We start from the raw sequence: 24,709 nt of genomic DNA on the forward strand, positions 1-24,709 counted from the left end.
GTGAGAAGGCGGGCGGTAGCGTCAGGGCGATGAGCGCCCCGCACTTCCGGCCTCCGCAGCAGGCCCGCAGCCGAGAGACCTTGCAGAAGGTGCTGACCTCGGCCGAGCACGTCCTCGCCGTCGGCGGCATCGAGGACTTCACCGTCGCGGCCGTCGCGGAGCGGTCGGGGATGTCGGTGGGCGCCATCTACCGCCGCTTCAGCGGCAAGGAGCAGCTCCTCGAAGCCGTGAAGGACCAGCTCCTCGAACAGCTGGAAACCGATGTGTCGCAGGCTCTCCGGTCAGCGGAACCGGGACTCGGCAGCGTGATCGGCGCCTTCACCGCCGCGATGGCCGGGGCCTTCTCCGGTCACACCCGGACCTTCCCCGCACTGCTCAGCGTCCAGTCGGTGGGAGGGGCCGAGCGCGGGTTGCAGGCGCTCGACGCTGTTCAGCGCGCACTCGTCGACGCCGTCGAACCGCACCTGGCCGAGGTCGTTCGGACCGAACCGCGTGCGGCCGTGCGCTTTTCCGCGCGCACCATCATCGGCTCCTGCGTGCACCGGGCCGCCAGCTGCGACACCTGGCCGGACGGTCTGACCTGGACCGACTGGGCGTCCCGGAGCGCGGAGATGGCCTTGGCGGACTTGACCTCTCGCGATTGAGGGGCTCAGGCGCGGGACCAGAGGTCCAGCAGCGCGCGGTTGACCTGGTCCGGTTCCTGGACGTGCGGGTAGAAGCCGGGGACCGTCAGCAGGTCCGCGCCGATGCGCTCGGCGAGGACCTGGGCGGCGATGGTGAGCGGTTCGCCCGCGAGGCGCCGGTACGCCTCCGGTGCGCTCGCCCAGTCGCCGACGACCACGAGCGAGGGCCAGTCGGCGTCGGCGATCGGCCCGAGCTCGACGGCGGCGTCCCAGCAGGGCCGTTCGCCCATGCTCGTGCGTGCTGCGCGGAGGCGCTCGGGCGTCGCTTCCGGCGATGGCATGCCGACGCTGCTGGTGGCGAGGGCCAAGTAGTCCTCCGCGCTCATGTCCGCAGGCAGCGAGCCGGTGGCCGCGCGGTTGCGGGCGAGGCATTCCGCGATCACCGGGTGCTCCTCGGCGACGCGCAGCGATCCCGGCTGGATGAGGCACAGCGAGCGGACGAGGTCGGGGCGCCGGGAAGCGGCCAGCAGCGCGGCCACACCGCCGTAGGAGTGCCCGACCAGGTGCGCCCCCTCGCCCAGCAGCGAGACGACGTCGGCGGCGTCGACCTCGTAGTCGGTCCGGTGCGGGCCGTCGAGATCCGGGCTGCCGCCGTGACCGCGCCGGTCCACCAGCAGGAGCCGGCGGCTCGCGGCCAGCGCCCGCTGGCGGCCGAAGCCGTAGAGGTCGTCGTCGCCCCAGGCGAGCACGCCGTGGACGAACACCGCGGGCGGTTCGGCGGCACCGGGATCGGCCAGGACCGTCACGTTCAGCTCGGTCATGCGCCTGATCGAAGCAGGATCGACGCCGGGCGCGCACCGTCATCGGCTCAGATCAGGCCGATTCGGTTCGGTAGGCTCGGCGACCTCGCGGAGTTTTCCCAGTTAGGGGGCCGGATGCCTGAGTTGGCCTTTCGAGGTCGTGCGGTGGTCAGCGACCGGGCGCTGATCATGGCGATCGTCAACCGCACGCCGGATTCGTTCTACGACCACGGCGCGACCTTCGAGGAGGGCCGGGCGCGGACGGCGATCGCGAGCGCGGTCGCCGAGGGCGCCGATGTCCTGGACATCGGGGGGATCCCGGCGAGCCCGGGACCCGAGGTGACGGTCGAGGAGGAGATCCGCCGGGTGCTGCCGACCCTGGAGTGGGCGCGCGCGGAGTTCCCGGACCTGATCATCAGCATCGACACCTACCGGCACGAGGTCGCCGACCGGGTCTGCCAGGCCGGGGCGGACCTGCTCAACGACACCTGGCAGGGCGCCGACCCCGAGATGCTCGACGTGGCCGCGCAGTACGGCGCCGGCTACGTCTGCTCGCACACCGGTGGGCTGGAGCCGCGAACGGATCCCTCGCGCCCGCACTACGAGGACGTCGTCGCCGACGTCATCGACCAGACGACGAAGCTCGCCGAGCGGGCGGTGTCCCTCGGCGTTCCGCGCGAGGGCGTGCTGATCGACCCGGCGATCGACTTCGGCAAGAACACCTACCAGTCCCTGGAGATCCTCCGCAGGCTGCCGGAGCTGGTGGACACCGGCTGGCCGGTGCTCATGGCGATGAGCAACAAGAACGTGGTGGGCGAGTCGCTGGCCGTGGAGCTGGACGACCGTGTGACCGGCACGCTCGCCGCGACCGCGCTGGCAGCTCAGCAGGGCGCGGTCATGTTCCGGGCCCACCAGGTCCGCGAAACCCGCCACACCCTGGAAATGGTCGCGACCATCGACGGCCGACGAGCACCCGCGCGCGTGGAGAGGTACGTGGACTGATGCATCGCTTGTGGCCCGCGGACGAAGCGGGAAGCGTCGACCGTCCGGAACTCGAACGCCTCTACGGCTACCCGGACGGCGATTCCCCGTGGCTGGCCGTGAACTTCGTGTCGAGCGTGGACGGCGCGGTCGAGATCGCCGGTCGCTCCGGCGGTCTGACGAACGCGGCGGACCGCGAGGTGTACCCGCTGGGCAGCCGGCTTTCGGACGTCATCCTCGTCGGCGCGAACACCGCCGTCATCGAGGAGTTCCGCGGCTTCGACCCCGACGCGGACGAGATCGCGTTCCGCGAGCGCCACGGGCTCGACCCGATCACCCGCATCGCGGTCGTGACCTCCGGCGGGACGCTCCCGGCGGACGCACCGGTCATCACCGACGCCAAGGTCCCGACGATCGTGATCACCTGCCGCGCAGCGCCTCTCGAACTGCGCGAGCAGTGGCGGGCGGCCGGTGCCGAGGTGCTGGTCGCCGGGGAGTCCGAAGTGGACCTCGCGGCGGCGACGGCGGCCCTGGCCGAACGCGGTCTCCGCCGGATCCACTGCGACGGTGGGCCGCACCTGTTCGGCGCGCTGATCGAGGCGGGCGTGGTCGACGAGCTCCGGCTGACGCTCTCGCCGCTGCTGGTCTCCGGAGCGGCGGGGCGGATCGCGACGGGCACGGGCATCGACCCGGCAGCGCTGACCCTCGACTCGGTGCTGCTCCAGGACGACACGCTGCTCCTGCGCTATCTGATCAAGCGCTGACCTGGCCCCGCGTCCACCGATCGGCGAGGTGATCGACATCGCGTGGTCGCCCGGGGTGTGGTTCATCGGACCGGGTGACACTCGATCGGCCTGCAGGGTCTCCTTCAGGTTGCTGTTGTCCGTGCCGCTCCTAGGCTCCCAATCAGTCCGCTGGACCGAGACTTTGGAGGGCGACTCGCATGGGAGACCTCGCTAGCAAGGTGGTCAAGGCCTACGAGGGCAAGAGCTTGGCGGAACTGGCAGACGCACCGGTGGGAGCGTTGCAGGGCGTCAGCGAATCCGACGCGGAGCAGCTCAATTCCGCCTTCGGCATCAAGACCGTCCGCGACCTCGGCACCAACAAGTACTTCCTCTGGGCGCAGTCGATCACCAAGCTCGCCGAGTAGCACCACCACCCGCCAGGCGAACGGCCCCAGGTCTTCCGAGACCTGGGGTTCTTCGTGGGCGCACCCGCTGCGGGGGTGCCAGGCCGGGGTGGGCATCCTGATCGCGGGAGCGGTGCGGTGTCGGCGCTGCACGTGACGGAGGGTCTGCCGTGGGTTGGTTCGAAGCGGTCGTGCTGGGTTTGGTGCAGGGGCTGACCGAGTTCCTGCCGGTCTCCTCCAGCGCGCACGTGCGCGTCGTGGCTGCGTTCGCCGGGTGGGACGACCCGGGCGCGGCGTTCACCGCGGTGATCCAGATCGGGACGGAGCTGGCGATCCTCGCGTACTTCGCGAAGAAGATCGGCTCGATCCTGCGGAACTGGTTCCGGTCGTTCTACCGCCCTGAGCTCCGCCGCGATCCCGACGCCAGGATGGGGTGGCTGATCATCGTCGGCACGATCCCCGTGGTCGTGCTCGGTGTCCTGTTCGAGGACGCGATCGACTCCGCGTTCCGCGATCTCCGGTTGACCGCCCTGGTGCTGATCGGCTTCGGGCTGCTGCTCGGATGGGCCGACCGGTACGGCAGGAAGGAACGCACCCTCGACGACCTGAACGTTCCGCGCGGTCTCGCCTACGGCCTGGCTCAGGCGCTCGCCCTGATCCCCGGTGTGTCGCGCTCGGGCGGTACGACGACGGCGGGCCTGCTCATGGGCTACCGGCGCGCGGACGCCGCCGAGTACTCGTTCCTGCTGGCAGCACCGGCCGTGTTCGGGTCCGGGCTGTATAAGCTGACCGACATCGGCGCGGGCAACGCCCCGGCCTGGGGACCCACGCTCGTGGCGACGCTGGTGTCCTTCGTGGTCGGGTACGCGGTCGTCGCCTGGCTCATGGCCTACATCAAGCGCGGCACCTTCGTGCCGTTCGTCGTCTACCGCGTCATCCTCGGCCTGGTGATCCTGGCCCTGGTCTTCACGGGCGTCCTCGACCCCGCATCAGGTCCTGCCACCTGATCTCTAGAGCGGCGGCAGCGGTGCCCAGGCACCGATGGTGAACCCGCTCTCGTCCTGCGGGGTGATCGTCATCGCGCCCTGGCCCGCGTAGTGGGCGGGGAAGATCGTGGCCCCGGTTCGAGCGGCCCGTCCGAGGACGTCGTGCCGGGCGCGGCGCGCTTCGTCCCGGTCGAGATCGAAGGCGCAGGCGTCATCCGTGCGCGGGACCTGCACCGGGCTGTGGGTCAGGTCGCCGACGAACACGGCACCGTCGCCGGCTTCGAGCCAGAGGACGGACGATCCGGGCGTGTGCCCGGACGCGCGTTCGAGCCGGAGGGCGGGGGCGAGCCGCAGCTCGTCGTCCCAGGTCTCCAGCTGACCGGCCTCGTCGATGGGCGCCACGCTGTCGGCGTACACGAGCCGGCTGCCCTCGAAGCGGCGCCGCTCGTCCTCGGTCGTCGGCGCCCGCATCCGGTCGGCGTTCTCCGGGCGGAAGTGCTCCCGGTCGCGCGCGGGAACGACGTAGCGGGCGTTCGGGAAGGTCGGCACCCACGCGCCGTCGGCCAGCGTGGTGTTCCAGCCGACGTGGTCGTAGTGGATGTGGGTGTTGACGACGCACGTGACCGCGTTCCGGTCGATGCCCGCGCTGTCGAGGCGCGCGAGGAAGTCGGTCTGGAGGTGCGAGAAGACCGGGATCTGCGGGCGATCGCGATCGTTGCCCACACCCGTGTCCACGAGGATCGTCTCGCCGGCGCCCTCGATCACCCAGGTCTGGATCGCCGCCCGGTAGCTCTCCCCGTCGAGGTGGGACGGGACGAGCCAGTCCTCGTTCTCCGCCCAGTACGACGCGGGCGTGTCGGGCAGCACCTTGCTCACCGGCGCGATCGGCCCGACCCACTCGACGACGCGCCGCACCTCGTACGGGCCGAACCTCAACGCAGAACTCACACGAGGACCAACCGGCGCCCGCCGATCGGTATTCCCGCCACGGCGGGGATTGTCCATTGTGGACTTGCTTCCGGGCAGGAGCGAACGGGAAGCGGCGTTCGCGCACGTCGGATCGGTAGTGTGGGCGTTGGCGCACAGGTCTGTGGAAGGCGTGGGTCACCGGCGGGAAGGGGTGTCGAGATGGCCGAGAAGCAGGGCCCGCGACCGCTGGTCGTGACGATCGGCAACAAGGAGCTGATGCTCCGCAGGCGCTACGAGGTGCTGAGCATCAGCAACGACATCCTGGTCGCGGTCTGGTTCGTCGTCGGCAGCATCTTGTTCTTCTCCCCGGAGACCGCCGAGGCCGGCACGTGGTTCTTCCTGTTGGGAAGTATCGAGCTGCTGATCCGCCCCGCGATCCGGCTCAGCAGGAACGTGCACATGGGCCGTGTCCGCTCCGCCGACCTCCACGCCCCAGGCGCCGAAGTCCAGGAGTTCTGACCGAAAGCCCCCGATGAGCTCGATCTTCACAACGCTCATGTCGGAACTCACGTGCGAATGATCGCCAGTCGTGCAAGGTCGGCGCGCTTTGGACGTCCTGCGGCCCGGCCTCTCCTGATGGTGGCCGGACCGCGATCGAGGGTGAGTTATGCGCTGACGGCTTCATCGGTGGTGCAACAGGGTGTGGCGCCTTCCTCGGTGGGTGAGGCGCCGAAGTTTTGGGCGTCGGCCTTGACCACGTAGACCTCCCAGGGCTCCCGTCCGGGGCCGTGGACCCAGACCTTGTCCTGGCGGGCGTAGCAGCAGGTGGTGTCCTCCTCGACTTCGGTGAACAGCCCGAGGGCCTTGAGCCGGTCGGTGGCGTTGCTGACCTGCTCGGTGCTTCCGACCTCCACGCCCAGGTGGTCGATGGCGGTGTCCTGCCCGGATTCGCCTTCGAGGAGTACGAGCTTGAGCGGTGGTTCGGCGATGGCGAAGTTGGCGTAGCCGGGCCGGAGCTTGGCCGGTTCGGCACCGAAGAGCTTCGAGTAGAACGCGATCGAGCCCTCCAGGTCGCCCACGCGGAGAGCCAGTTGCATGCGAGACATCTCAACCCCTTAATTCGATGCCCATCGAATCAGATGGATGCTCGAAGCTTGCGCCCTTGATTTGACGGATGTCAAGATAGAAGCATGTCGAATCAGGAGTCGCCCGTCGATGACGGGGCGCTGTGCTGCTCGCCGGTGATGCGGGAGCCGCTCGATGCCGAGAAGGCGGGGACGCTCTCACGGGTGTTCAAGGCCCTCGGCGAGCCGGTGCGGCTGCGGCTGCTGTCCCTGATCGCCTCGCACGCCGGTGGTGAGGCTTGCGTCTGCGACCTGACGGGAGCGTTCGAGTTGTCGGGGCCGACGATCTCGCACCACCTCAAGGTGTTGCGCGAGGCCGGGGTGATCGAGGGCGAGCGGCGCGGGACCTGGATCTACTACCGCGTCCGCCCGGACACCCTGCGCCTGCTGTCGGACTCGCTGGTTCCCGCTCAGGACGTGGCGGTGACGGCATGACGCAGACCCAGGGCAACGCCGTCGTGGCGAAGCTGTCCGCCTTGGACCGGTTGTTGCCGGTGTGGATCGGTGCCGCGATGGTCCTCGGGCTCCTGGCCGGCCGATGGATCCCCGGGCTGGGCTCTGCGCTGGATGCCGTGCAGATCGACGGGGTTTCGCTGCCCATCGCCCTGGGCCTGCTGGTCATGATGTACCCGGTGCTGGCCAAGGTCCGCTACGACCGGCTCGACACCGTCACCGGCGACAAGCGGCTGATGGTCTCCTCGATCGTGCTCAACTGGGTGCTCGGCCCGGCGCTGATGTTCGCGCTGGCCTGGATGTTCCTGCCGGACCTGCCCGAGTACCGGACCGGGCTGATCATCGTCGGCTTGGCGCGCTGCATCGCGATGGTCATCATCTGGAACGACCTGGCCTGCGGGGACCGTGAGGCTGCGGCCGTGCTGGTCGCGCTCAACTCGGTGTTCCAGGTCATCGCCTTCGCCGGGCTCGGCTGGTTCTACCTCTCCGCGCTGCCCGGGTGGCTGGGTCTGCCGGTCGCGGGACTGGAGGTCTCGGCCTGGGAGATCGCCAAGAACGTGCTGATCTTCCTCGGCATCCCGCTGCTGGCCGGATACCTCACCCGCCGCTTCGGCGAGCGCGTGAAGGGCCGCGAGTGGTACGAGTCGCGGTTCCTGCCCCGCATCGGCCCGATCGCCCTCTACGGGCTGCTGTTCACCATCGTGATCCTCTTCGCGCTGCAGGGAGAGGCGATCACATCGAGCCCGCTGGACGTCGCGCGCATCGCGCTGCCGCTGCTCGTCTACTTCGCGGTGATGTGGGCCGGATCGTTCGCGCTCGGCAAGGCCATCGGCCTGAACTACGAACGTTCGGCGACCTTGTCGTTCACCGCTGCGGGCAACAACTTCGAACTGGCCATCGCGGTGGCGATCGCGACCTTCGGCGTCACCAGCGGCCAGGCTCTGGCCGGGGTCGTCGGCCCGCTGATCGAGGTGCCCGTGCTGGTCGCGCTCGTCTACGTCTCACTCGCCGCACGACGCTGGTTCACGCCCTCCGAGGCCGACCGCGTCGGGGCCAGCGCCTAGCCACCACGACGACATCGCCGAGAACCAGGGAGCCATCGTGTCCGCCATCCCCGAGGTCCTGTTCGTCTGCGTGCACAACGCTGGCCGATCCCAGATGGCTGCTGCCCTGCTGCACCACCACGCACAGGGCAAGATCGCCGTGCGCTCCGCCGGATCCGCGCCGGCCGACACGATCAACCCCGCCGTGCTCGAGGTCATGAACGAACTCGACCTCGACCTCTCGCAGGAGTTCCCGAAGAAGCTCACCACCGACGCGGTCGAAGCCGCCGACGTGGTCATCACCATGGGCTGCGGCGATGCGTGCCCCGTCTTCCCCGGCAAGCGCTACCTCGACTGGGAACTCATCGATCCCGCGGGGAAGGGCGTCGACGACGTCCGCGAGGTCCGAGACGACATCGACCGGCGCGTCCGAGGTCTCCTGGCCGAACTCATCCCCGGCGCCTGATCCCGCGAGTTCTGAGGCGACGTGTCCGGTCGTCCCACCGATGAGGACCGTTGGTGATGGACGTTTCCTGTTGTTTCGGACGGGAAAGCCAGAAGCGCGAGGTCAAAGGTTGCAGCCGTGTGCAGTTGATCACTGTTCGTGGTGAGCATGCGCCCCCTCCAAGGGGGGCTTGGTTGTGGGGCCGCGTGTGATGGATACCGCCTCGGCTGCCTGGGGACGCTACGGCGCGTTTCCCTCGCCCGTGATCAGCCGTTCGCCAGCGGCGGTCTCTCAGTGGAGTCGTTCTCCATGGCAAAAGCATGGCGGCGATCTTGAAAGCAAAAAACCCCAGGCCGTTGACCTGGGGTTTTGGTGGGGCGCCAGGGGATCGAACCCTGAACCCGCGGATTAAAAGTCCGCTGCTCTGCCAGTTGAGCTAACGCCCCGCGAGCCCAAGGTTACAAGGTCCGGATGATCTTCGTGGCTCGTGGTGGCGGCATTTCCCGTCGAGATCACGTCCTGGCACGCTTCGCCGTGCTGCGCGACAGCGCGGGCTTCCGGTCGAACCCGAAGGGCGGACGTGGTCATGACCTACGCGCATCGGCTCGCCACGCGTGCGGATCTCCCCGCGATCGTGGACATCTACAACTCGGTGATCCCGGAACGGTCGGCGACCTGCGATTGGGAGCCGATCACGGTCGCTTCGCGGGAGGCGTGGTTCGCCGAATCCGATCCGGATCGCTACCCGGTGTGGGTCGGCCACGAGCCGGGTTCGCCGACCGTCGTGACCGGCTACGTGTCGTTGGAACCGTTCCTCAACGGACGGCGCGGGTATGACATCACCGCTGATCTGGCGCTGTACCTGCATCCCGAGCACCGGGGTCGGGGGCAGGGCGAGCACCTGCTGGGCCAGGCCGTCGCGCGGGCTCCCGAGCTGGGCTTCCAAACCATCGCGACCACGATCTTCGCCTCGAACGAGCGGAGTCTCCGCCTCTTCCGGGCCCGCGGTTTCCAGGAGTGGGGGCGTCTGCCCGCGGTCGCTGATCTCGGTGATCGTCTCGAAGACGTCGTGTTCGTGGGGCTCCCGCTCTGAGGTCGTCGCGAGTGGGACCGGTTGGGGCAGGGCGTTCGGGTCGTGCGGGTGTTGACCGCGGGTGCCGGGCGGAGAAGGGTTCGGGGTGCGGTCATGGGGGCCGCGTTCTTCAGGTCGTCGGCATGAGGAGAGCTGTGAGCAGGATCCTTGCGACGCACACCGGAAGCCTGATCCGTCCTACCGAGCTCCTGTCGTTCCTGTCCGCGAAGGCCGGCGGTGCCGCTGTGGACGACGCCGCCTACCAGACCTGCCTGACCGCATCCGTGGACGACGTGGTCCGAAAGCAGGTCGAGGCCGGCGTCGACGTGGTCGACGACGGCGAGATGGGCAAGGTCAGCTGGATCACCTACCTCTACGAACGGGTCAGCGGCCTGGGGTCGCGGTCGATCGAACTCGAAGGATCGAGCGTGCTTCCGCCGAGCCGCGACCGGCAGTCGTTCCCCGGTGCCTACGCCGAACTCGACGCGCTCGACGAGGCCGCCACCCGCAAGAGCAACGCCCAGACCGCCGACCAACCGCCGTCGGCCTGGTACTGCACCGGCCCGCTGCGCTACGACCGGACCGCGATCGACCGCGACATCGCGAACGTGAAAACCGCTGTGGCGCAGCACGAAGGCGTCGAAGCGTTCCTGCCCGTGGTCGCGCCGGCGAGCGCCTACTGGCTGACCAACGAGCACTACGACTCCGAGGAGGAGTTCGTGTTCGCGTTGGCCGACGTGCTCAAGCAGGAGTACCGGGCGATCGTCGACAGCGGTCTGCTGCTGCAGGTCGACGACGCCGTGCTGATGCACGAGTGCGACACGATCCTGGCCGGCGGCGGCTCCTTCGACGACTACCGGCGCTGGGCGGAACTGCGCGTGCGCGCGCTCAACCACGCGCTGGAAGGGCTGCCGGAGGATCGCGTCCGGTACCACGTGTGCTTCGGCAGCTGGCACGGTCCGCACGCGTTCGACCCACCGCTGCGCGACGTCATCGACCTGATCCTGCAGGTCAACGCCGGTGCTTATGCGATGGAGCAGGCGAATCCGCGGCACGAGCACGAGTGGCGCGTGTGGGAGGACGTGAAGCTGCCGGACGGCAAGAAGCTCATCCCCGGCGTGGTCACCCACCACACCAACGTCGTCGAGCACCCGCAGCTGGTCGCGCAGCGGCTGGTGCGGCTGGCGGGCGTCGTCGGGCGGGACAACGTGCTCGCCGGGACCGACTGCGGGTTCGCGCAGGGCGCGTTCATCAAGCGGGTGCACGAGGAGATCCAGTGGGCGAAGCTCTCCGCCCTCGCCGAAGGCGCGAAGCTGGCTTCGCAGCACCTCTGGAGCCGATGACAGGAGGGCGCGCCGGGGTTAGATCCCGGTGCGCTGCTTCGGGTTTCGAATAGGCTGACGAGATCGGTGCGCGACGTGGGCGGTCTCCCCTCCCCTGAGTCGTTCTGGGACCACCTCCAGTTGGTCTGTTCCGGTGGCGATGAGTTCCGGAGCGCCGTCGAGTCAGAACAGCCGGGACGAGGAGGAGGACCACGTGGGATTCGATCAGGCCAGGCTCGCGCGGATGCGCGAGGTGATGGGCGGCTACATCGCCGACGGCACCCTTCCGGGGGCGGTGACCGCGGTCAGCCGCGGCGGTGAAACGCACATCGACGCGTTCGGATCGTTGTCGATCGGCGGGGAGCCGATGCGCCGCGACACGATCTTCCGCATCGCCTCGATGACCAAGCCGATCACCGCCGCGGCCGTGATGACGCTGGTGGAGGAGTGCGTGCTCCGGCTGGACGACCCGGTCGATCCGCTGCTGCCCGAACTGGCCGATCGCCGCGTGCTGGTCAGCCCGGACGCCCCGCTGTCCGACACCGTTCCCGCTGCTCGGCCGATCACCGCGCGAGACCTGCTGACCTTCACCTTCGGGCTCGGCGCCGTGCCCGGTGACGTGCCGATCGCGAAGGCGATGCACGAAGCGGGTCTGTCGCCGTCACCGGTCGACCCGGGCATCGCACCCGACGAGTGGATGCGGCGGCTCGGTGAGCTGCCGCTCGCGCACCAGCCCGGCGAGCAGTGGCTCTACCACACCGGATCGGACGCGCTCGGGGTTCTGATGGCCCGCGCGACCGGCCGCGAACTCGGAGACGTCCTGCGCGAGCGGATCTTCGAGCCGCTCGGGATGCGCGAGACCGGCTTCTGCACCGCCGCCGAGGACCGCGTCGCCTCCGTCTACATGCCCGACGACGGCGTCCTCCTCCCGTACCCCGTATCGCCTTCCGCGCCACCGGATTTCGGATCCGGTGCCGGTGGATTGCTGTCCACGGCTGATGATTTCCTGACGTTCTACCGGATGCTGCTGGCCGGCGGGACGCACGAGGGCACCCGGATCCTGTCCCGCGCGTCGGTCGAACTGCTCACCACCGACCGCCTCATCGAGACGCAGAAGCCTTCCGCCGCAGGAGCTCTGCCCGACAACATGGGATGGGCGTTCGGCCAGGGCGTGGTGACACGGCGGATCGGGATGCCCGGAGTCGGACAGTTCAGCTGGAGCGGCGGATTCGGGACCACGGCGTTCGCCGAACCCGCCGAGGACCTGATCGCGATCCTGCTCACCCAGCGCGCGCTGACCGGTGGGGCACCGCACTTCCAGGACTTCGAGACCACGACCTACCAGGCCCTGGACTGAGTCGAGGTCAGGAGCAGATCGACGGGATGGCGCGGCCGAGCCCGGCCTGGTGCAGGACGCCGAGACCGGACGCGGTGTGCGCGTAGGCGCCGAGCAGGTCGCCGGGGCACGAGGGCCCGTCGCGCAGCTCGTCGGTGTCGCGGAGCGCCAGGAGGATCTCGTCGCCGAGGCGGTCCAGCTCGGGGCGGATCTCGCCGAGGTCGGGACGTTCGGTCGGCTGCTGGTCGGGGTGCGCGGTCCAGTAGGCGTGCAGCCCGCGCTGCACGAGCTTGCTCGCCTCGATCTGGTCGCGGAAGACCCGCTTCGCCTCCTCGGGATCGAGCCCGAGCTCCGCCGCGTCGGCGGCGACCCCGTCGAGCACCTGCTGCTCGCGCTCCGGGTCTTCGATCGGTGAGTCCGTTCCCCACTTGGCAGCCGCCACCTGGTCGGACAGCACGACGCGCTGCGCGGCCGAACCCACCAGCGGGTCCAGCGCGCCTTCGGCCTGAGCCGGAGCGCCGAGTCCCAGAACAGCCGCCAGCGCAGCACCACCGACGATCAACGGACGCATCGCAGACCCCTCCTGGAAGATCATTCCTCCCCACTCAACACCCGAATGCCCCGCACGGCAACCAACTTCTCCCGGCCGCACGGGATCGTCATGCCGAGGTCGTGAGGGTGGGTGGCCGGTGCCGCATGTCCGGTTAGTGTGGGTGTGGTGGATTACAGCGCCGATCTCTACCGGATCATCGCCGGATGGGGCGACCTCTCGCCGGCCTGGGTGAAGGCCGGTGCGCTGGTCGTCACCGACGTGCTGCTGCTCGCGTTCATCCCGGTCGCCGCGTTCGTCTGGTGGCGAGTCGACCGGAGGTTGCGCGCGATGCTGGCGATCCTGCTCTCGGGCGGGACGACCTGGGTGCTCAACGGTCTGGTCAAGGGCATCTTCGAGCAGCCCCGGCCGTGCAACGTGCTTCCGGTGCGCACAGTCGAGCACTGCAGCGAGGTCGGGATCTGGTCGCTGCCCAGCGGTCACGCGGCCACAGCAGCGGCGTTCGCGATGACCGTGGCCGTGCTGTGGCGCAAGAGCATCGCGGTGGTCGCGATCGCGGCGTTGCTGGAGGCGTTCCTGCGGGTGTTCATCGGCGTGCACTACCCGCACGACGTGCTCTTCGGCCTGCTCTTCGGCTCGCTCATCGGCCTGATCGCCGCCATCGCCGCCAAACCCGGCGCTCGACGGCCGCCTGCGGAAGCGATCGGTGCGGACGTGGAACCCACGTCAGCCACGTCCTGAACTGCATCTCGGCTTGGACGAGGAGGACCGTCGCTCGCGCGGTCGAGATCGGACTGGCGGCTCTCGCCGCAGGGGCAGGTCAGCCGCGCCGTGTGATCGCGCGAGCGTGGTCGACGACGTCTTGGCACTGCTCGTTCCACTCCGGTGGCAGCCCTTGCCCGTCGCAGCAGGGCGGCTTGGTTCGTTTGCTGCCGGGAGGCTCGACGCCGGCCAGTGCGTACAACCTCGCGTAGACGTCGAGTGCGGGGGCGTGATCGAGGTGCTGGCCGATGAGAAGGACGGTGGCGCGCCGCGGGCTGTGAAAGCTCGCGATCACGCGCCAGTTGTCGCGGAGGTGCTGGACGCAGAGGTGCTCGACTATCGCGCCGGTCATCCGGTATCCCATGGCTCGGCACCCATCGTTGCGGATCCGCTCGAGCCAACTGGTGTACGACTTCTCCACGCTGCCGCGCAGACGCTTTCGCTGCTGCTCTGCCTCACGGGTCATCATCACGACAACGGGCATTCGAGCAGAGTGCCACAGGGCACCGACCGAGCGATCAGTACGCCTCGACGACGTCGCCGTCGCGCAGCTGCTGCAGGCTGCGCGCGAGGTCCTCGCGATCGAGCACGGCCTGGTCCTCGAGGCGGAACCAGATCGCATCGAGCAGGTTGCGGGATTGCCCAGCACTGCGGAGTTGACGCACCACGTGCCGGACCTGGTGCAAGCGCAACGGGTCGAACCGCCGACGGTGTGAAGTGCCCTCGTCGACCTCGACCAGCAGTCCTTGGTCTGCCCAGTGAGCGACGGTCTTGCGGTCGACCTCGAGCAGCCTGCTGGCCAGCACCGTCCCCAGCGGGGGCACCTGGCTCAGCATGGAGCTCATGACCGACTGGATCTCACGGGCTTGTTCGGGCAACGTCTGCTCGATCACGACGACCTGTTCATCGAGCTTGTCGACGGCGTCGAACGTTGCCTCGACCTTCCGATCGAGATCCTCGCGGCTGAGCGTGGACGCCATGACGCACCTCCTCACGTCGCGATTTCCGACATGCCGACTCCCCCAAAATAGCCCATAACCGGGTAGTTGGACAGCTGCGTTTGCCGCCTCTGCCCAGTCGCAGCCTCCTGCCGAGCTGCGCGAATCTGCGGAAGAGCGCCGGAGCCGCACGCGTGGTCGATCCATCGAGGAGTGGCGCACGGGTCCACGGAGCCGCTCAGGTCCCGCCCGCACCGCTCTCGGACCAGCGTTAGAGGCTCAGCTCGGCGTGGATCAGTGGTCCCTCGGAGGGCTCGGCCGCGCCCGCGGTGGTGGCGGCCAGCCAGGTCCGGAACTCCTCGACGGGCACGTTGACCTGGAAGCGAACCGACGCGTCGTAGGAGGTGTCGGCGACCTGGTAACCGGCCGAACGCAGATCGTTGTCCACTCTTCCGGCCAGCAGGTAGTCCCTCCGGCCGCCCCTGCCAACGCCGACGAGACCGCCGCTGCGGCGACGTCCTGAAGCCGTCGACGGGACGGTGGAGCGGCAGCCTCAGCGCTGGGGCAGCAGGTAGGCCCAGTGCCAGACCGCCTCCAACGGACCCCGCTGGTGGTGACGCAGCCACCACGTCGACAGCGTCATGAACGTCGCGCAGATCCCCGCCCAGGCCGCGATCGTCCACCACGGCCGCGCCCAGTCCAGCTCTGCGGCCAAGCCCAGTCCCCATCCGTAGCAGAGCACGCACGCCACCAGGTTCTGGAAGACGTAGCAGGACAGCGCGGTCCGGCCCACCGAGGTCAAACCGAGCCCGATCAGTCCGGTGCCGCGCAGCACCGACGGGATCAGCCCGAGCAGCCCGAGCGCGACCAGCGACGGCAGCACGTAGCGGTCGACCATGAACCACCCCGGTCCGGCGAACGCGGTGAGCAGGTTCAGCGGCACGCCGAGGCCGAGACCGGCGATCATCAACCGGTTCCGCAGCCGCTGGCCGTCGGCGGCGAACACGCCCGCCCGCTGCAGTCGGGCGCCGACGAGGAACAGCGCGACCGACATCGGGATGATGAAGATCGCTTCCAGCCGGTAGGTCGGCCAGTCCGCCAGTCGTGCCGCGATCTGCTGGGGCCAGCTGCCGCGGGTGTAGAGGTCGGTGGGCTGCCCGCTCATGGACGCCGTGCCGCTGAGCAGCGCCGCCGTGACCAGGCCGATGAACGCCACGTGCAGCGCGCCCATCACGCCGATCCACCATCCGGTGGCCCGGTCGCTGCGGCCGATCAGGTAGGCCACCAGCATCGAGGTCACCGCGTAGCTCATCAGCACGTCGAACTCGAAGATCAGCAGGTAGTGCAGGAGTCCTTCGGTGAACAGCAGCGCGGCGCGCCACAGGTACCAGCCGGGCCAGCGTCCGCTGCGTCGCAGCGCCGAGCGGTACTGGAGTTCGAGACCGACGCCGAACAGCAGCGTGAGCAGTGCGAGGAACTTGCCGTTGGCCAGCGTGCGCAGCGCGGTCTCGACGGCGCCGGAGAACGTGTCCGGGTTCGCGGTGCTGAGCAGATCGGCCGGTCCGTTCGGGGTGGTGAAGATCCAGATGTTGGTGCCGAGCGTGCCTAGGATGGCCACGCCGCGCACCAGGTCGATCGCGGTCAACCGCGACGGTGGCGCGTGCAGCTGAGTCAATGTCGTCCCCCAGGTCGGATCCTCCGCTGGATACGGAAGGTTACAATGCGACTGCATGGTAAACAGCCTCGGCAGCTGTTTGCAATGCGATTGCATTGGAAAGGTTGTGGAGCGTGCCGAAACGGGTGGACCACGAGGCCCGGCGCAGCGAGATCGCCGAGGCGTTGATGCGGCTGGCCAGCAAGGGCGGGCTGGAGGCGGTGAGCCTCCGCGACGTCGCCGCGGAGGCAGGCGTGTCGATGGGCGCGGTGCAGCACTACTTCCGCTCCAAGGACGACATGCTCGCCCACGCGATGGAGCACGTGAACAGCCGCGCCGAGCAGCGGATCAAGGCGCAGTTCGACGTCGCGGTGACGATTCCGCGCCCGCGCGAGGTCCTGCGTGTGCTGATGATCGAGATGCTCGCGCTGTCCGAGGAGAGCCGCACCGAGTTCCTCACCGCGGTCTCGTTCTTCGTCCGCGCGCTGGGCTCACCTAGGTTGGCCGAGCTCTACCGCCAGTCCTGGCCGCAGCTGGAGGACTGGGTGGCCGCAGAGCTGCGACGAGCTCAGGACGAAGGCGAGTTGCCCGCCGACCGCGATCCGAAGCGCGAGGCGGAGCTGCTGGTGGTGGTCCCCGACGGCCTGTCCTTCGGGCTCCTGCTGGGACACCGCACGCCGGCGGAGGCGGTCGCGGCCGTGGACCACTACCTGGACCGGCTGTTCTCCTGAACTGGTTCGGGGATTGCTTCGGGTGGTGGAACCTGATGCCTGTCGTGTGTGTGGTGGGGAAGTTTTCATGAAAACCTCCCCACCCCACCCACACGACCCACGACGAGCCGAACGCGTTGGTGCGAGCCGCAGAACTAGAGGCTCAGCTCGGCGTGGATCAGCGGTCCCTCGGAGGGTTCAGCCGCGCCCGCGGTGGTGGCCGCCAGCCAGGTCCGGAACTCCTCGACGTCCTCGACGGGCACGTTGACCTGGAAGCGAACCGACGCGTCGTAGGAGGTGTCGGCGACCTGGTAACCGGCCGAACGCAGGTCGTTGTCCAATCTTCCGGCCAGCAGGTAGTCCGCCTCGACCGACACGACCCGGACCGGCCGCCGCCACAGCAGGCCGACGTGCTCGATCGCCGCCGACACCGCGCCGCCGTAGGCGCGGACCAGCCCGCCCGCGCCCAGCAGCACCCCGCCGAAGTAGCGGGTCACCACGGCGACGGTGTTGGTGATCTCGTTGCGGCGCAGCACTTCCAGCATCGGCACCCCGGCCGTGCCCGCGGGTTCGCCGTCATCGCTGGACTTCTGGATCTCGCCGGAGTCGCCGAGCACGAACGCGGAGCAGTGATGCCGGGCGTCGTGATGCGTCTTGCGCTGGAGCTGGATGAACTCCCGCGCCTCGGATTCCTCGGTCACCCGCGCCAGCGAGCAGAGGAACCGGGATTTCCGCACCTCGATCTCGTGCTCGCCCGGCCGCTTGATCGTCCGCATCAACCCTCCCCGCGGTCATCCTCCCACCCGGGTTCACTCGCGGACGTGTGGTGATTTCCATAGAAGGGGCGGGCGATTTCCGCGTTGTCGGTGCGGCCACGTACCGTCCACCCTCATGGAGCAATCATCGAGCCCGTTTGAACCAGGCGTGCGGGTGCGTGCCACGTTCGGCCGGTTCCGTGATCAGGAGGGCACGGTGGTGGAGGCGGCCACCGGTCTCCCGCAGGTCTTCGAAGGCCCCGTTCTCTGGGTGAGATTCGACGGAGCCGAAGCACCGGGCTTGGTGGCGGGCCGCTTCCTGGAAGAAGCGGCCTGAGCCGCGGGCGGCTGCCCTGCGCAACCGCCCGCGAACGATCAGCCCCACACCTCCTGCGCCGTTTCCACGACCAGGCGGAGCTTGGCGACCTCTTCCTCGTAGGTCAGCGCGTTGCCGTCCTTGGTCGAGGCGAAACCGCACTGCGGGGACAGGCACAGCTGGTCGAGGTCCACGTACTTGGCCGCCTCGTCGATGCGGCGCTTGAGCTCGTCCTTGGACTCCAGCTCGCCGCGCTTGGTCGTCACCAGGCCCAGCACCACGTGCTTGCCCTGGGGGACGTAGCGAAGCGGGGCGAAGGAGCCCGAGCGCTCGTCGTCGAACTCCATGAAGAAGCCGTCGACCTCGAGCTGGCCGAACAGCGCCTCGGCGACGAAGTCGTAGCCGCCCTCGGCCACCCACGACGACCGGAAGTTGCCCCGGCACATGTGCGTGGTCACCGTCAGCGTGTCCGGACGCCCGCGCAGCGACTCGTTGATCAGCTCGATGTCCCTGACGTGCGCGTTCTCGCCGTCCTCGCCGCGGGCGTTGAGCATCTCCCGCTGCTTGGGGTCGTTGAGGTAGGCGAGGCTGGTGTCGTCGAGCTGCAGGTAGTGGCAGCCCATGTCGGCCAGCGCGCGGACCTCGGCGCGGTACGCGGCGGCCAGGTCGGAGCGGAGCTCCGCCATGTCCGGGTAGACGTCGGAGTCGACGGCCGCGGGACCGCCGCGGTAGGTGAGCATTCCCGGGGAGGGGATGGTCAGCTTCGGCGTGTTCCTGGTGGTCTTCGACGCCAGGAAGCGGAAGGCATCGGCGAAGATCGTGCCGGCGAGGTCGATCTTGCCGGCGACCTTCAGATCGGGGGTGATGAACTCGATGTCACCCTGGGCGTTGTGGAACTGGACCTTGAGGCTGTTGTCGTCGACGCGCTCGACGCCCTGCAGCTGGTAGAGGAAGTCCATGTGCCATGAGCTGCGGCGGAACTCCCCGTCGGTGGCGCTCTGGAGACCGACGTCCTCCTGCATCTTGACGACCTGGGTGATCGCCTCGTCCTCGATCCCGCGCAGCTCGGCGTCGTCGATCCGGCCGGCCGCGTGCGACTCCCGGGCTTCCAACAGGTGCTCGGGGCGGAGCAGGCTGCCGACGTGGTCGGCCCGGAACGGAGGTGCAACACGTGGGCTCATGGCACGCAACATAGTTCTCGGGTACCCGTGTGCCTAGCCGAGTTTTCATTTTCCGAAAACAGATCCCGGTCGGGTGCGGCACAGTCGTTCACGGCGTGTGACCAAGGACAATTCGGTACATACGGTCGAGTGGATAAAATTGTAGCGGCAGCTATGTCGGGGATGACGGATGGAGACGATGCGAGTTCTCGTGATCGGGGCCGGAGTCGGGGGACTCGCAGTCGCCAACGGATTGCTCGGCAAAGGCCATGACGTGCAAGTTTACGAACACCACGACGCCTTGAGGACGTCCGGCGCGGGCATCACGGTGTGGAGCAACGGCACTGCGGCGCTGCGCGAGCTGGGCGTCGACATCACCGACCGCGGGCACCAGTTGCACAGCCTGCGGTCACTCACCGAATCCGGACGGTTGCTCTGGGAAGCCGATCTGGACGAGGTCACCGAGCGGCTGGGGTCGCCGACGGTCCAGATCCCGCGCCGCGAGCTGATCGCCGAGATGGCCACCTCGCTGCCCGCGGGCGCGCTGCAGTTCGGCCGCCGCTGCGTCTCCGTCACCGAGCACCCGGACCACGTGCGCGTCGAGTTCTCCGACGGGTCCAGCGCGGTCGGTGACGTGCTCATCGGTGCCGACGGGCAGCGCTCGGTGGTGCGGCAGCAGGTCCTGGGCGGCGATCCGGCCAAGCCCACCGGGTGGGCCAGCTGGCAGGGCCTGACCCGCAGCGACCTGCCGGTCGCCGGAGGACGGCAGACGCTCAACATCGCGGGCCGCAACGCCCACTGCGGGCTCATCCCGACCGGCGACGGACTCCTGCACTGGTGGTTCGACATGCCGTGGAAGGAAGGCGACCAGGTCCACACCGTCGCGGACCTGCGCGACCTGTTCCGCGGCTGGCCGGGGCCGGTCGAGGCGGTGCTCGCCTCGGTCACCGATGACGACCTGGGCTTCTTCCCGCACATCCGGCACAAGGTCCCGCACATCTGGGGCGGGCCGCGCAGCACGCTGCTCGGCGACGCCGTGCACGCCATGCCGCCCGCGGTCGCCCAGGCCGCCAACCAGACCCTCGAAGACGCCTGGCTGCTCACCCAGTGCCTGGCCGACGCCGAGGGGTCGCCCGCCGAGCAGCTGCGCGCCTACGAGTACGAACGCCGTCCCAGGGTTCTGAAGGTCTCCCGCACGGCGGCGCTGACCACCGCTCAGCGCAGGACCCCCATCCAGCGCATCGCCCGCTTCCCGGGGTGGCTGGCCACCCGCAGCCAGGTCGCCTCGCTGCGCTCCGGCAGCAACGTCCTGCGCTCGCTGTCCCCCAAGCCGCGCCTCCGCGTCGCCTGACCGGCGAACGACGAAGCCCCCCGGCCGGTTGATCCGGCGGGGGGGCTTCGCAGCGAGAGCGGCGACTCACATCTCGTCGGGGTCCGGGCCGACGCGCACGCCCGTTTCCAGGGCGGTGATGGACTTGATGTCGTCCTGGGCGAGCTCGAAGTCGAAGATCTCGATGTTCTCCTTGATGCGCGAGGGCGTGACCGACTTCGGGATGGTCACGTTGCCCAGCTCGATGTGCCAGCGCAGCACGATCTGGGCCGGGGTCTTGCCGTACTTCTCCGACAGGTTGGCCACGGTGGCGCTGTCCAGCAGGCCGTTGTTGCGACCCAGCGGGCTCCACGCCTCGGTGGCGATGCCGTGCTCGGTGTGGAAGGCACGCAGGTCGGCCTGCGGGAGGTTCGGGTGCAGCTCGATCTGGTTGAGCGCGGGCACGATGCTGGTCTCGTCGAACAGGCGGCGCAGGTGCGGGATCTGGAAGTTCGACACGCCGATCGCCTTGGCGCGACCGCTGTTGTAGATCTTCTCGAACGCCTTCCAGGTGTCGACGTAGTTGTCCTGGCTCGGGACCGGCCAGTGGATCAGGTAGAGGTCCACGTAGTCCAGGCCCAGCCGGGACAGGCTGTCGTCGAAGGCCTTCATCGTGCTGTCGTAGCCCTGGTCGTCGTTCCACAGCTTGGTGGTGACGAACAGGTCGTCGCGCTTGACGCCCGAGTCGGCGATGGCCTTGCCCACGCCTTCTTCGTTGCCGTACACCTTCGCGGTGTCGATGCTGCGGTACCCGGCGTCGATCGCTGCCCGGACCGGAGCGATGACCTCGTCGGCCGGAACCAGGAAGACGCCGTAGCCCAGCTGCGGCATCGAAGCACCGGTGTTCAGCGTGACGTTCGGAACCTGAGTCATGTGGGTGTTTCCTCCACCGATTTCGGGATTGGTCTGGCCCAACGGCCTCCGTCCGGCTGGAACCGATTCAGGGCCTCTTGCATTCCAAAGCACTCCTGTGGCCTGAGCAACCGCAGATCAGGCGGTCAACTCGGATTCGCTCGCGGGCGATGCCTGGTGCGAGGCCACGACGCCGCCCCGCTTCGGGCGGCTGCCCAGCCGGCCCGACAGGACCGCGAAGCCCAGTCCGACCAGCGCCAGCAGCGCGCCGATCCAGCTCGGCGAGACCAGCCCGAAGCCGGCGGCGATCACCACGCCGCCCAGGTAGGCGCCCAGCGAGTTGGCGATGTTGAAGGTGGACTGGATGCTCGCCGAACCCAGCGCCGGGGCTTCCTTGGCCTCGTCGAGGATGCGGGCCTGGATGCTCGGGATCGCGGTGAACCCGGTCGCACCGATCAGGAAGACCATGATCGGAGCCATGATCGGGTTCTGCGCGGTCAGCGCGAACACCACCAGCGACACCGCCAGCGCGGAGATGCCCGCGCACAGCGTCTTCAGCGGCGAGCGGTCGGCGAGCCGTCCGCCCACCGCGGTGCCGACGGTCATGCCGACGCCGAACACGGCCAGCAGCGGGGTGACGGCGGTGGCGCTGAAGCCGGACACGTCGGTGAGCACGGGCTTGATGTAGCTGTAGAAGGAGAAGATCGCGGCGAAGCCGAACACGACGACGGCGAACGCGATCCACACCTGCGGGTTGCGGAACGCCCGCAGCTCACCGCGGAGGCTGACCTCGGTGGGCTTGGGCTGCTTGGGCACCAGCACCGCCACGGCGGCCAGCGCGATCACGCCGATCACGGCGACCAGGCCGAACGCCCAGCGCCACCCGAGGGCGTGCCCGAGCAGGGTGCCGATCGGCACGCCGACGATGTTGGCGACGGTGAGGCCGATGAACATCATCGAGATCGCCTGCCCGCGCCGGTCGGCGGCGACCAGACCGGCGGCCACGACCGCGCCGACGCCGAAGAAGGCGCCGTGCGGCAGACCGGAGATGAACCGCGCGACCAGCAGCGTCTCGTGGTTCACCGCGAACGCGGAGAACAGGTTGCCCGCCGTGAACAGCACCAGCATGTTCAGCAGCATCGTCTTGCGGCGGGAACGCAGCCCGATCATGGTCAGCACGGGTGCGCCGATCACGACGCCCAGCGCGTACAGCGAGATGTAGCCACCCGCATCGGGGATCGACACCTGCAGGTCGGTGGCCACTTCAGGCAGCAGCCCCATCATCACGAACTCGGTCGTTCCGATCCCGAATGCGGCGATGGCCAGGGCCAACAGGGCAATGGGCAAGGAATTCTCCCGTGTGGTGAAGGTGGTGGTCTCTTCTCTTCCGCGCGCGCTGCACTGCACGGCGTTCTCAGGCGGTCATCGCCTTGCTGGTGCGCGATCTGCGGAAACGATTCAGGAAGACGCCGACGATGGCGCTTCGCACATGTTCAACAGTAGTCGCGCCCGAGCTCTTCCTCGTTCGACTATGAACCGCACCACTGCCCGCGCCGCCCGTTCGGCCCAGCGCACGCGCGCTCAGCGCGGGAGGCGTCGTCGCTTCATCACGTGGGCCTCGGACTCCAGCCGGTCGGACATGTGCGGGTAGTGGAGTTCGAACGCCGGGCGGGTGGAGCGGATGCGGGGCAGCTCGGTGAAGTTGTGGCGCGGCGGCGGGCAGGACGTCGCCCACTCCAGGGAGTTGCCGTGGCCCCAGGGGTCGTCCACGTCGACCTGCGCGCCGAACCGGTAGCTGATGAAGACGTTGTAGAGGAACGGCAGCATCGAGGCGCCGAGCACGATCGCCCCGGCTGTGGAGACGAGGTTCAGCGTCGTGAAGCCGTCGGTGACCAGGTAGTCGGCGTAGCGGCGCGGCATCCCCTCGTCGCCGAGCCAGTGCTGCACCAGGAACGTCAGGTGGAACCCGATGAAGGTGAGCCAAAAGTGCACCTTGCCCAGCCGCTCGTCCATCATCCGGCCGGTCATCTTCGGGAACCAGTAGTAGACGCCGGCAAACACCGCGAACACGATCGTCCCGAACAGCACGTAGTGGAAGTGCGCCACCACGAAGTAGGTGTCGGTGACGTGGAAGTTCAGCGGCGGTGACGCCAGCAGGACGCCGGTCAGCCCGCCGAGCAGGAACGTCGCGAGGAACCCGAGGGAGAACAGCATCGGGGCCTCGAACGTCAGGTGCCCGTGCCACATCGTGCCGATCCAGTTGAAGAACTTGATGCCGGTCGGCACCGCGATCAGGAACGTCGCGAAGGAGAAGAACGGCAGCAGCACGGCACCCGTCGCGAACATGTGGTGCGCCCACACCACCGCGGACAGGCCCATGATCACCATGGTCGCCAGCACGAGCCCGGTGTAGCCGAACAGCGGTTTGCGGCTGAACACCGGCAGGATCTCGGTGACGATCCCGAAGAACGGCAGCGCCACGATGTAGACCTCGGGATGGCCGAAGAACCAGAAGAGGTGCTGGTAGAGGATCGTCCCGCCGTTGGCCGGGTCGAACACGTGGCCACCGAGGTGCCGGTCGACCAGCAGTCCGAACAGCGCCGCCGTCAGGATCGGGAACGCCATCAGCACCAGGATGCTGGTCGCCAGGATGTTCCAGGTGAAGATCGGCATCCGCCACATCGTCATGCCGGGGCAGCGCAGGCAGACGACGGTGGTGATCATGTTGACCGCGCCCAGGATGGTGCCCAGGCCGCTGACGATCAGGCCGGCCGCCCACAGGTCGCCGCCCGGCCCGACGGTGAAGACGCTGCGCGACAGCGGCGCGTAGGCGGTCCAGCCGAAGTCCGCCGCGCCACCCGGCATCAGGAGTCCGCTGATCACGATCAGCCCGCCGAACAGGAACAGCCAGTAGGAGAAGGCGTTGAGCCGGGGGAACGCCACGTCCGGTGCGCCGATCTGCAGCGGCAGGATCACGTTGGCGAAGCCGAACACGATCGGTGTCGCGAACAGCAGCAGCATGATCGTGCCGTGCATGGTGAACAGCTGGTTGTACTGCTCCTGGGACAGGAATTGCAGCCCGGGAGCCGCCAGTTCGCCCCTGATCAGCAACGCCATCGCTCCGCCGGTGATGAAGAAGGCGAACGAGGTGATCAGGTAGAGGATCCCGATGTCCTTGGGATCGGTGGTGCGCAGCCACGGGACCAGCCGCGCGCCCTTGCGCGGGCGGCGTCCGGTCGACCTCTGGCTGGGTACGGCGGTCGGTGGCATGTCGGTGGTGGCCATGTCCCCTCCGGCTGGGCGGACGACCTCTCCGGCCTGGCCCCAGTCTTGCCCCCGTCCCACCACCCCGCAATCGCCCGCGTCCCTCCCCGCCACCAGGTCCCGGTTCTGGGGTCACCGCAGAATCGCCTTGCGTGG

Annotated in this window: 28 protein-coding genes and 1 tRNA gene; 15 read left to right on the forward strand and 14 right to left on the reverse strand. The window is 68.7% G+C overall.

Features of this window, described 5'->3' with window-relative positions:
- Positions 1–29: 29 nt before the first annotated feature.
- Positions 30–644 (forward strand): TetR/AcrR family transcriptional regulator, encoded by a 615-nt coding sequence (locus FHU35_RS17790; protein ID WP_145741055.1) that lies wholly within the window; start codon positions 30–32, stop codon positions 642–644.
- A 5-nt stretch (positions 645–649) separates the two neighbouring features.
- Here the strand turns inward: FHU35_RS17790 and FHU35_RS17795 are convergent, their stop codons facing one another.
- On the reverse strand, positions 650–1,444 hold the full coding sequence (locus FHU35_RS17795) for an alpha/beta fold hydrolase (protein WP_145741056.1): 795 nt from the start codon (positions 1,442–1,444) through the stop codon (positions 650–652).
- A gap of 114 nt (positions 1,445–1,558) precedes the next feature.
- Here FHU35_RS17795 and folP point away from each other — a divergent pair, with 114 nt between their 5' ends.
- The 4 genes from folP to FHU35_RS17815 all read left to right on the forward strand — a co-directional run bounded on the left by folP (position 1,559) and on the right by FHU35_RS17815 (position 4,540).
- Positions 1,559–2,425 carry a dihydropteroate synthase gene (folP, locus tag FHU35_RS17800; protein WP_145741057.1) on the forward strand — a complete coding sequence of 289 codons (867 nt, stop codon included), beginning with the start codon at positions 1,559–1,561 and terminating at the stop codon, positions 2,423–2,425.
- Positions 2,425–3,168: a pyrimidine reductase family protein gene (locus FHU35_RS17805; RefSeq protein ID WP_145741058.1), complete on the forward strand. Its 744-nt coding sequence runs from the start codon at positions 2,425–2,427 to the stop codon at positions 3,166–3,168. Before folP ends, FHU35_RS17805 begins: the two co-directional genes overlap by 1 nt.
- 179 nt (positions 3,169–3,347) lie before the next feature.
- On the forward strand, positions 3,348–3,554 hold the full coding sequence (locus tag FHU35_RS17810) for a hypothetical protein (RefSeq protein ID WP_145741059.1): 207 nt from the start codon (positions 3,348–3,350) through the stop codon (positions 3,552–3,554).
- Between the two features lie 149 nt (positions 3,555–3,703).
- Positions 3,704–4,540 (forward strand): undecaprenyl-diphosphate phosphatase, encoded by an 837-nt coding sequence (locus FHU35_RS17815; protein WP_145741060.1) that lies wholly within the window; start codon positions 3,704–3,706, stop codon positions 4,538–4,540.
- A 3-nt stretch (positions 4,541–4,543) separates the two neighbouring features.
- On the opposite strand, the gene FHU35_RS17820 is transcribed toward FHU35_RS17815, so the two are convergent.
- Complete coding sequence (locus FHU35_RS17820) at positions 4,544–5,467, reverse strand: MBL fold metallo-hydrolase (RefSeq protein WP_222429415.1); 924 nt, start codon at positions 5,465–5,467, stop codon at positions 4,544–4,546.
- A gap of 180 nt (positions 5,468–5,647) precedes the next feature.
- Between FHU35_RS17820 and FHU35_RS17825 the strand changes: the two genes are divergently transcribed.
- Positions 5,648–5,947 (forward strand): YrhK family protein, encoded by a 300-nt coding sequence (locus FHU35_RS17825; RefSeq protein WP_145741062.1) that lies wholly within the window; start codon positions 5,648–5,650, stop codon positions 5,945–5,947.
- A gap of 146 nt (positions 5,948–6,093) precedes the next feature.
- On the opposite strand, the gene FHU35_RS17830 is transcribed toward FHU35_RS17825, so the two are convergent.
- Positions 6,094–6,534, reverse strand: coding sequence for an ArsI/CadI family heavy metal resistance metalloenzyme (locus FHU35_RS17830; protein ID WP_145741063.1), 441 nt, complete (start codon positions 6,532–6,534; stop codon positions 6,094–6,096).
- Positions 6,535–6,618: 84 nt separating this feature from the next.
- Here FHU35_RS17830 and FHU35_RS17835 point away from each other — a divergent pair, with 84 nt between their 5' ends.
- From FHU35_RS17835 to FHU35_RS17845, 3 genes are read left to right on the forward strand one after another with little or no spacing between them, the layout of a single operon-like run.
- The gene (locus FHU35_RS17835) at positions 6,619–6,987 is read left to right on the forward strand and encodes an ArsR/SmtB family transcription factor (RefSeq protein ID WP_145741065.1); all 369 of its coding nucleotides are present in this window, start codon (positions 6,619–6,621) and stop codon (positions 6,985–6,987) included.
- A complete protein-coding gene (gene arsB / locus FHU35_RS17840; protein WP_145741067.1) occupies positions 6,984–8,069 on the forward strand; it encodes an ACR3 family arsenite efflux transporter in 1,086 nt (361 codons plus the stop codon). The genes FHU35_RS17835 and arsB overlap by 4 nt, the downstream gene beginning before the upstream one ends.
- 37 nt (positions 8,070–8,106) lie before the next feature.
- On the forward strand, positions 8,107–8,514 hold the full coding sequence (locus tag FHU35_RS17845; protein WP_145741069.1) for an arsenate reductase ArsC: 408 nt from the start codon (positions 8,107–8,109) through the stop codon (positions 8,512–8,514).
- A 349-nt stretch (positions 8,515–8,863) separates the two neighbouring features.
- Here the strand turns inward: FHU35_RS17845 and FHU35_RS17850 are convergent.
- Positions 8,864–8,939, reverse strand: a tRNA-Lys gene (locus tag FHU35_RS17850).
- Positions 8,940–9,079: 140 nt separating this feature from the next.
- Here FHU35_RS17850 and FHU35_RS17855 point away from each other — a divergent pair.
- The 3 genes from FHU35_RS17855 (at position 9,080) to FHU35_RS17865 (ending at position 12,244) form a co-directional block, all read left to right on the forward strand.
- Entirely contained in the window at positions 9,080–9,586 is a 507-nt protein-coding gene (locus FHU35_RS17855) for a GNAT family N-acetyltransferase (protein ID WP_145741071.1), read from the forward strand.
- 134 nt (positions 9,587–9,720) lie between these two features.
- Complete coding sequence (locus FHU35_RS17860; protein WP_145741073.1) at positions 9,721–10,908, forward strand: cobalamin-independent methionine synthase II family protein; 1,188 nt, start codon at positions 9,721–9,723, stop codon at positions 10,906–10,908.
- 193 nt (positions 10,909–11,101) lie between these two features.
- On the forward strand, positions 11,102–12,244 hold the full coding sequence (locus FHU35_RS17865; RefSeq protein WP_222429416.1) for a serine hydrolase domain-containing protein: 1,143 nt from the start codon (positions 11,102–11,104) through the stop codon (positions 12,242–12,244).
- Positions 12,245–12,251: 7 nt separating this feature from the next.
- Here the strand turns inward: FHU35_RS17865 and FHU35_RS17870 are convergent, their stop codons facing one another.
- Complete coding sequence (locus FHU35_RS17870; RefSeq protein ID WP_145741078.1) at positions 12,252–12,794, reverse strand: chorismate mutase; 543 nt, start codon at positions 12,792–12,794, stop codon at positions 12,252–12,254.
- 147 nt (positions 12,795–12,941) lie between these two features.
- Here FHU35_RS17870 and FHU35_RS17875 point away from each other — a divergent pair, with 147 nt between their 5' ends.
- Positions 12,942–13,514, forward strand: coding sequence for a phosphatase PAP2 family protein (locus FHU35_RS17875; protein WP_145741080.1), 573 nt, complete (start codon positions 12,942–12,944; stop codon positions 13,512–13,514).
- 79 nt (positions 13,515–13,593) lie between these two features.
- On the opposite strand, the gene FHU35_RS17880 is transcribed toward FHU35_RS17875, so the two are convergent.
- The 4 genes from FHU35_RS17880 to FHU35_RS17895 form a co-directional block, all read right to left on the reverse strand.
- Positions 13,594–14,019, reverse strand: a complete 426-nt coding sequence (locus FHU35_RS17880; RefSeq protein WP_145741082.1) for a hypothetical protein — start codon at positions 14,017–14,019, stop codon at positions 13,594–13,596.
- Positions 14,020–14,053: 34 nt separating this feature from the next.
- Positions 14,054–14,515: a MerR family transcriptional regulator gene (locus FHU35_RS17885; RefSeq protein ID WP_145741084.1), complete on the reverse strand. Its 462-nt coding sequence runs from the start codon at positions 14,513–14,515 to the stop codon at positions 14,054–14,056.
- Between the two features lie 229 nt (positions 14,516–14,744).
- A complete protein-coding gene (locus FHU35_RS17890; protein WP_342788516.1) occupies positions 14,745–14,936 on the reverse strand; it encodes a DUF1949 domain-containing protein in 192 nt (63 codons plus the stop codon).
- A gap of 90 nt (positions 14,937–15,026) precedes the next feature.
- Positions 15,027–16,148 (reverse strand): DUF418 domain-containing protein, encoded by a 1,122-nt coding sequence (locus FHU35_RS17895; protein WP_425474153.1) that lies wholly within the window; start codon positions 16,146–16,148, stop codon positions 15,027–15,029.
- Positions 16,149–16,261: 113 nt separating this feature from the next.
- Here FHU35_RS17895 and FHU35_RS17900 point away from each other — a divergent pair, with 113 nt between their 5' ends.
- A complete protein-coding gene (locus FHU35_RS17900; protein WP_145741088.1) occupies positions 16,262–16,858 on the forward strand; it encodes a TetR/AcrR family transcriptional regulator in 597 nt (198 codons plus the stop codon).
- Positions 16,859–16,992: 134 nt separating this feature from the next.
- On the opposite strand, the gene FHU35_RS17905 is transcribed toward FHU35_RS17900, so the two are convergent.
- On the reverse strand, positions 16,993–17,613 hold the full coding sequence (locus FHU35_RS17905) for a YigZ family protein (RefSeq protein WP_145741090.1): 621 nt from the start codon (positions 17,611–17,613) through the stop codon (positions 16,993–16,995).
- A gap of 354 nt (positions 17,614–17,967) precedes the next feature.
- Complete coding sequence (locus FHU35_RS17915) at positions 17,968–19,089, reverse strand: 5-methyltetrahydropteroyltriglutamate--homocysteine S-methyltransferase (protein ID WP_145741095.1); 1,122 nt, start codon at positions 19,087–19,089, stop codon at positions 17,968–17,970.
- Between the two features lie 178 nt (positions 19,090–19,267).
- On the opposite strand from FHU35_RS17915, the gene FHU35_RS17920 reads away from it, so the two are divergent.
- A complete protein-coding gene (locus tag FHU35_RS17920; protein ID WP_246110411.1) occupies positions 19,268–20,419 on the forward strand; it encodes an FAD-dependent monooxygenase in 1,152 nt (383 codons plus the stop codon).
- A 66-nt stretch (positions 20,420–20,485) separates the two neighbouring features.
- Here FHU35_RS17920 and FHU35_RS17925 read toward each other — a convergent pair whose 3' ends face one another.
- From FHU35_RS17925 to ctaD, 3 genes are all read right to left on the reverse strand, one after another.
- Positions 20,486–21,310, reverse strand: a complete 825-nt coding sequence (locus FHU35_RS17925) for an aldo/keto reductase (protein WP_145741099.1) — start codon at positions 21,308–21,310, stop codon at positions 20,486–20,488.
- A 117-nt stretch (positions 21,311–21,427) separates the two neighbouring features.
- Positions 21,428–22,636, reverse strand: coding sequence for an MFS transporter (locus FHU35_RS17930; RefSeq protein WP_145741101.1), 1,209 nt, complete (start codon positions 22,634–22,636; stop codon positions 21,428–21,430).
- Positions 22,637–22,870: 234 nt separating this feature from the next.
- Positions 22,871–24,574: an aa3-type cytochrome oxidase subunit I gene (ctaD, locus tag FHU35_RS17935; protein ID WP_145741103.1), complete on the reverse strand. Its 1,704-nt coding sequence runs from the start codon at positions 24,572–24,574 to the stop codon at positions 22,871–22,873.
- Positions 24,575–24,709: the final 135 nt, after the last annotated feature.

The sequence above is a fragment of the Saccharopolyspora dendranthemae genome (assembly GCF_007829955.1).
Classification (GTDB): Bacteria; Actinomycetota; Actinomycetes; order Mycobacteriales; family Pseudonocardiaceae; genus Saccharopolyspora; species Saccharopolyspora dendranthemae.

Coding starts and splice junctions, on each gene's coding strand:
- FHU35_RS17790 (WP_145741055.1), top strand. CDS start 30: ATGAGCGCCCCGCACTTCCGGCCTCCGCAGCAGGCCCGCAGCCGAGAG.
- FHU35_RS17795 (WP_145741056.1), bottom strand. CDS start 1,444: ATGACCGAGCTGAACGTGACGGTCCTGGCCGATCCCGGTGCCGCCGAA.
- folP (WP_145741057.1), top strand. CDS start 1,559: ATGCCTGAGTTGGCCTTTCGAGGTCGTGCGGTGGTCAGCGACCGGGCG.
- FHU35_RS17805 (WP_145741058.1), top strand. CDS start 2,425: ATGCATCGCTTGTGGCCCGCGGACGAAGCGGGAAGCGTCGACCGTCCG.
- FHU35_RS17810 (WP_145741059.1), top strand. CDS start 3,348: ATGGGAGACCTCGCTAGCAAGGTGGTCAAGGCCTACGAGGGCAAGAGC.
- FHU35_RS17825 (WP_145741062.1), top strand. CDS start 5,648: ATGGCCGAGAAGCAGGGCCCGCGACCGCTGGTCGTGACGATCGGCAAC.
- FHU35_RS17830 (WP_145741063.1), bottom strand. CDS start 6,534: ATGTCTCGCATGCAACTGGCTCTCCGCGTGGGCGACCTGGAGGGCTCG.
- FHU35_RS17835 (WP_145741065.1), top strand. CDS start 6,619: ATGTCGAATCAGGAGTCGCCCGTCGATGACGGGGCGCTGTGCTGCTCG.
- arsB (WP_145741067.1), top strand. CDS start 6,984: ATGACGCAGACCCAGGGCAACGCCGTCGTGGCGAAGCTGTCCGCCTTG.
- FHU35_RS17855 (WP_145741071.1), top strand. CDS start 9,080: ATGACCTACGCGCATCGGCTCGCCACGCGTGCGGATCTCCCCGCGATC.
- FHU35_RS17870 (WP_145741078.1), bottom strand. CDS start 12,794: ATGCGTCCGTTGATCGTCGGTGGTGCTGCGCTGGCGGCTGTTCTGGGA.
- FHU35_RS17880 (WP_145741082.1), bottom strand. CDS start 14,019: ATGCCCGTTGTCGTGATGATGACCCGTGAGGCAGAGCAGCAGCGAAAG.
- FHU35_RS17885 (WP_145741084.1), bottom strand. CDS start 14,515: ATGGCGTCCACGCTCAGCCGCGAGGATCTCGATCGGAAGGTCGAGGCA.
- FHU35_RS17905 (WP_145741090.1), bottom strand. CDS start 17,613: ATGCGGACGATCAAGCGGCCGGGCGAGCACGAGATCGAGGTGCGGAAA.
- FHU35_RS17915 (WP_145741095.1), bottom strand. CDS start 19,089: ATGAGCCCACGTGTTGCACCTCCGTTCCGGGCCGACCACGTCGGCAGC.
- FHU35_RS17920 (WP_246110411.1), top strand. CDS start 19,268: ATGCGAGTTCTCGTGATCGGGGCCGGAGTCGGGGGACTCGCAGTCGCC.
- FHU35_RS17925 (WP_145741099.1), bottom strand. CDS start 21,310: ATGACTCAGGTTCCGAACGTCACGCTGAACACCGGTGCTTCGATGCCG.
- ctaD (WP_145741103.1), bottom strand. CDS start 24,574: ATGGCCACCACCGACATGCCACCGACCGCCGTACCCAGCCAGAGGTCG.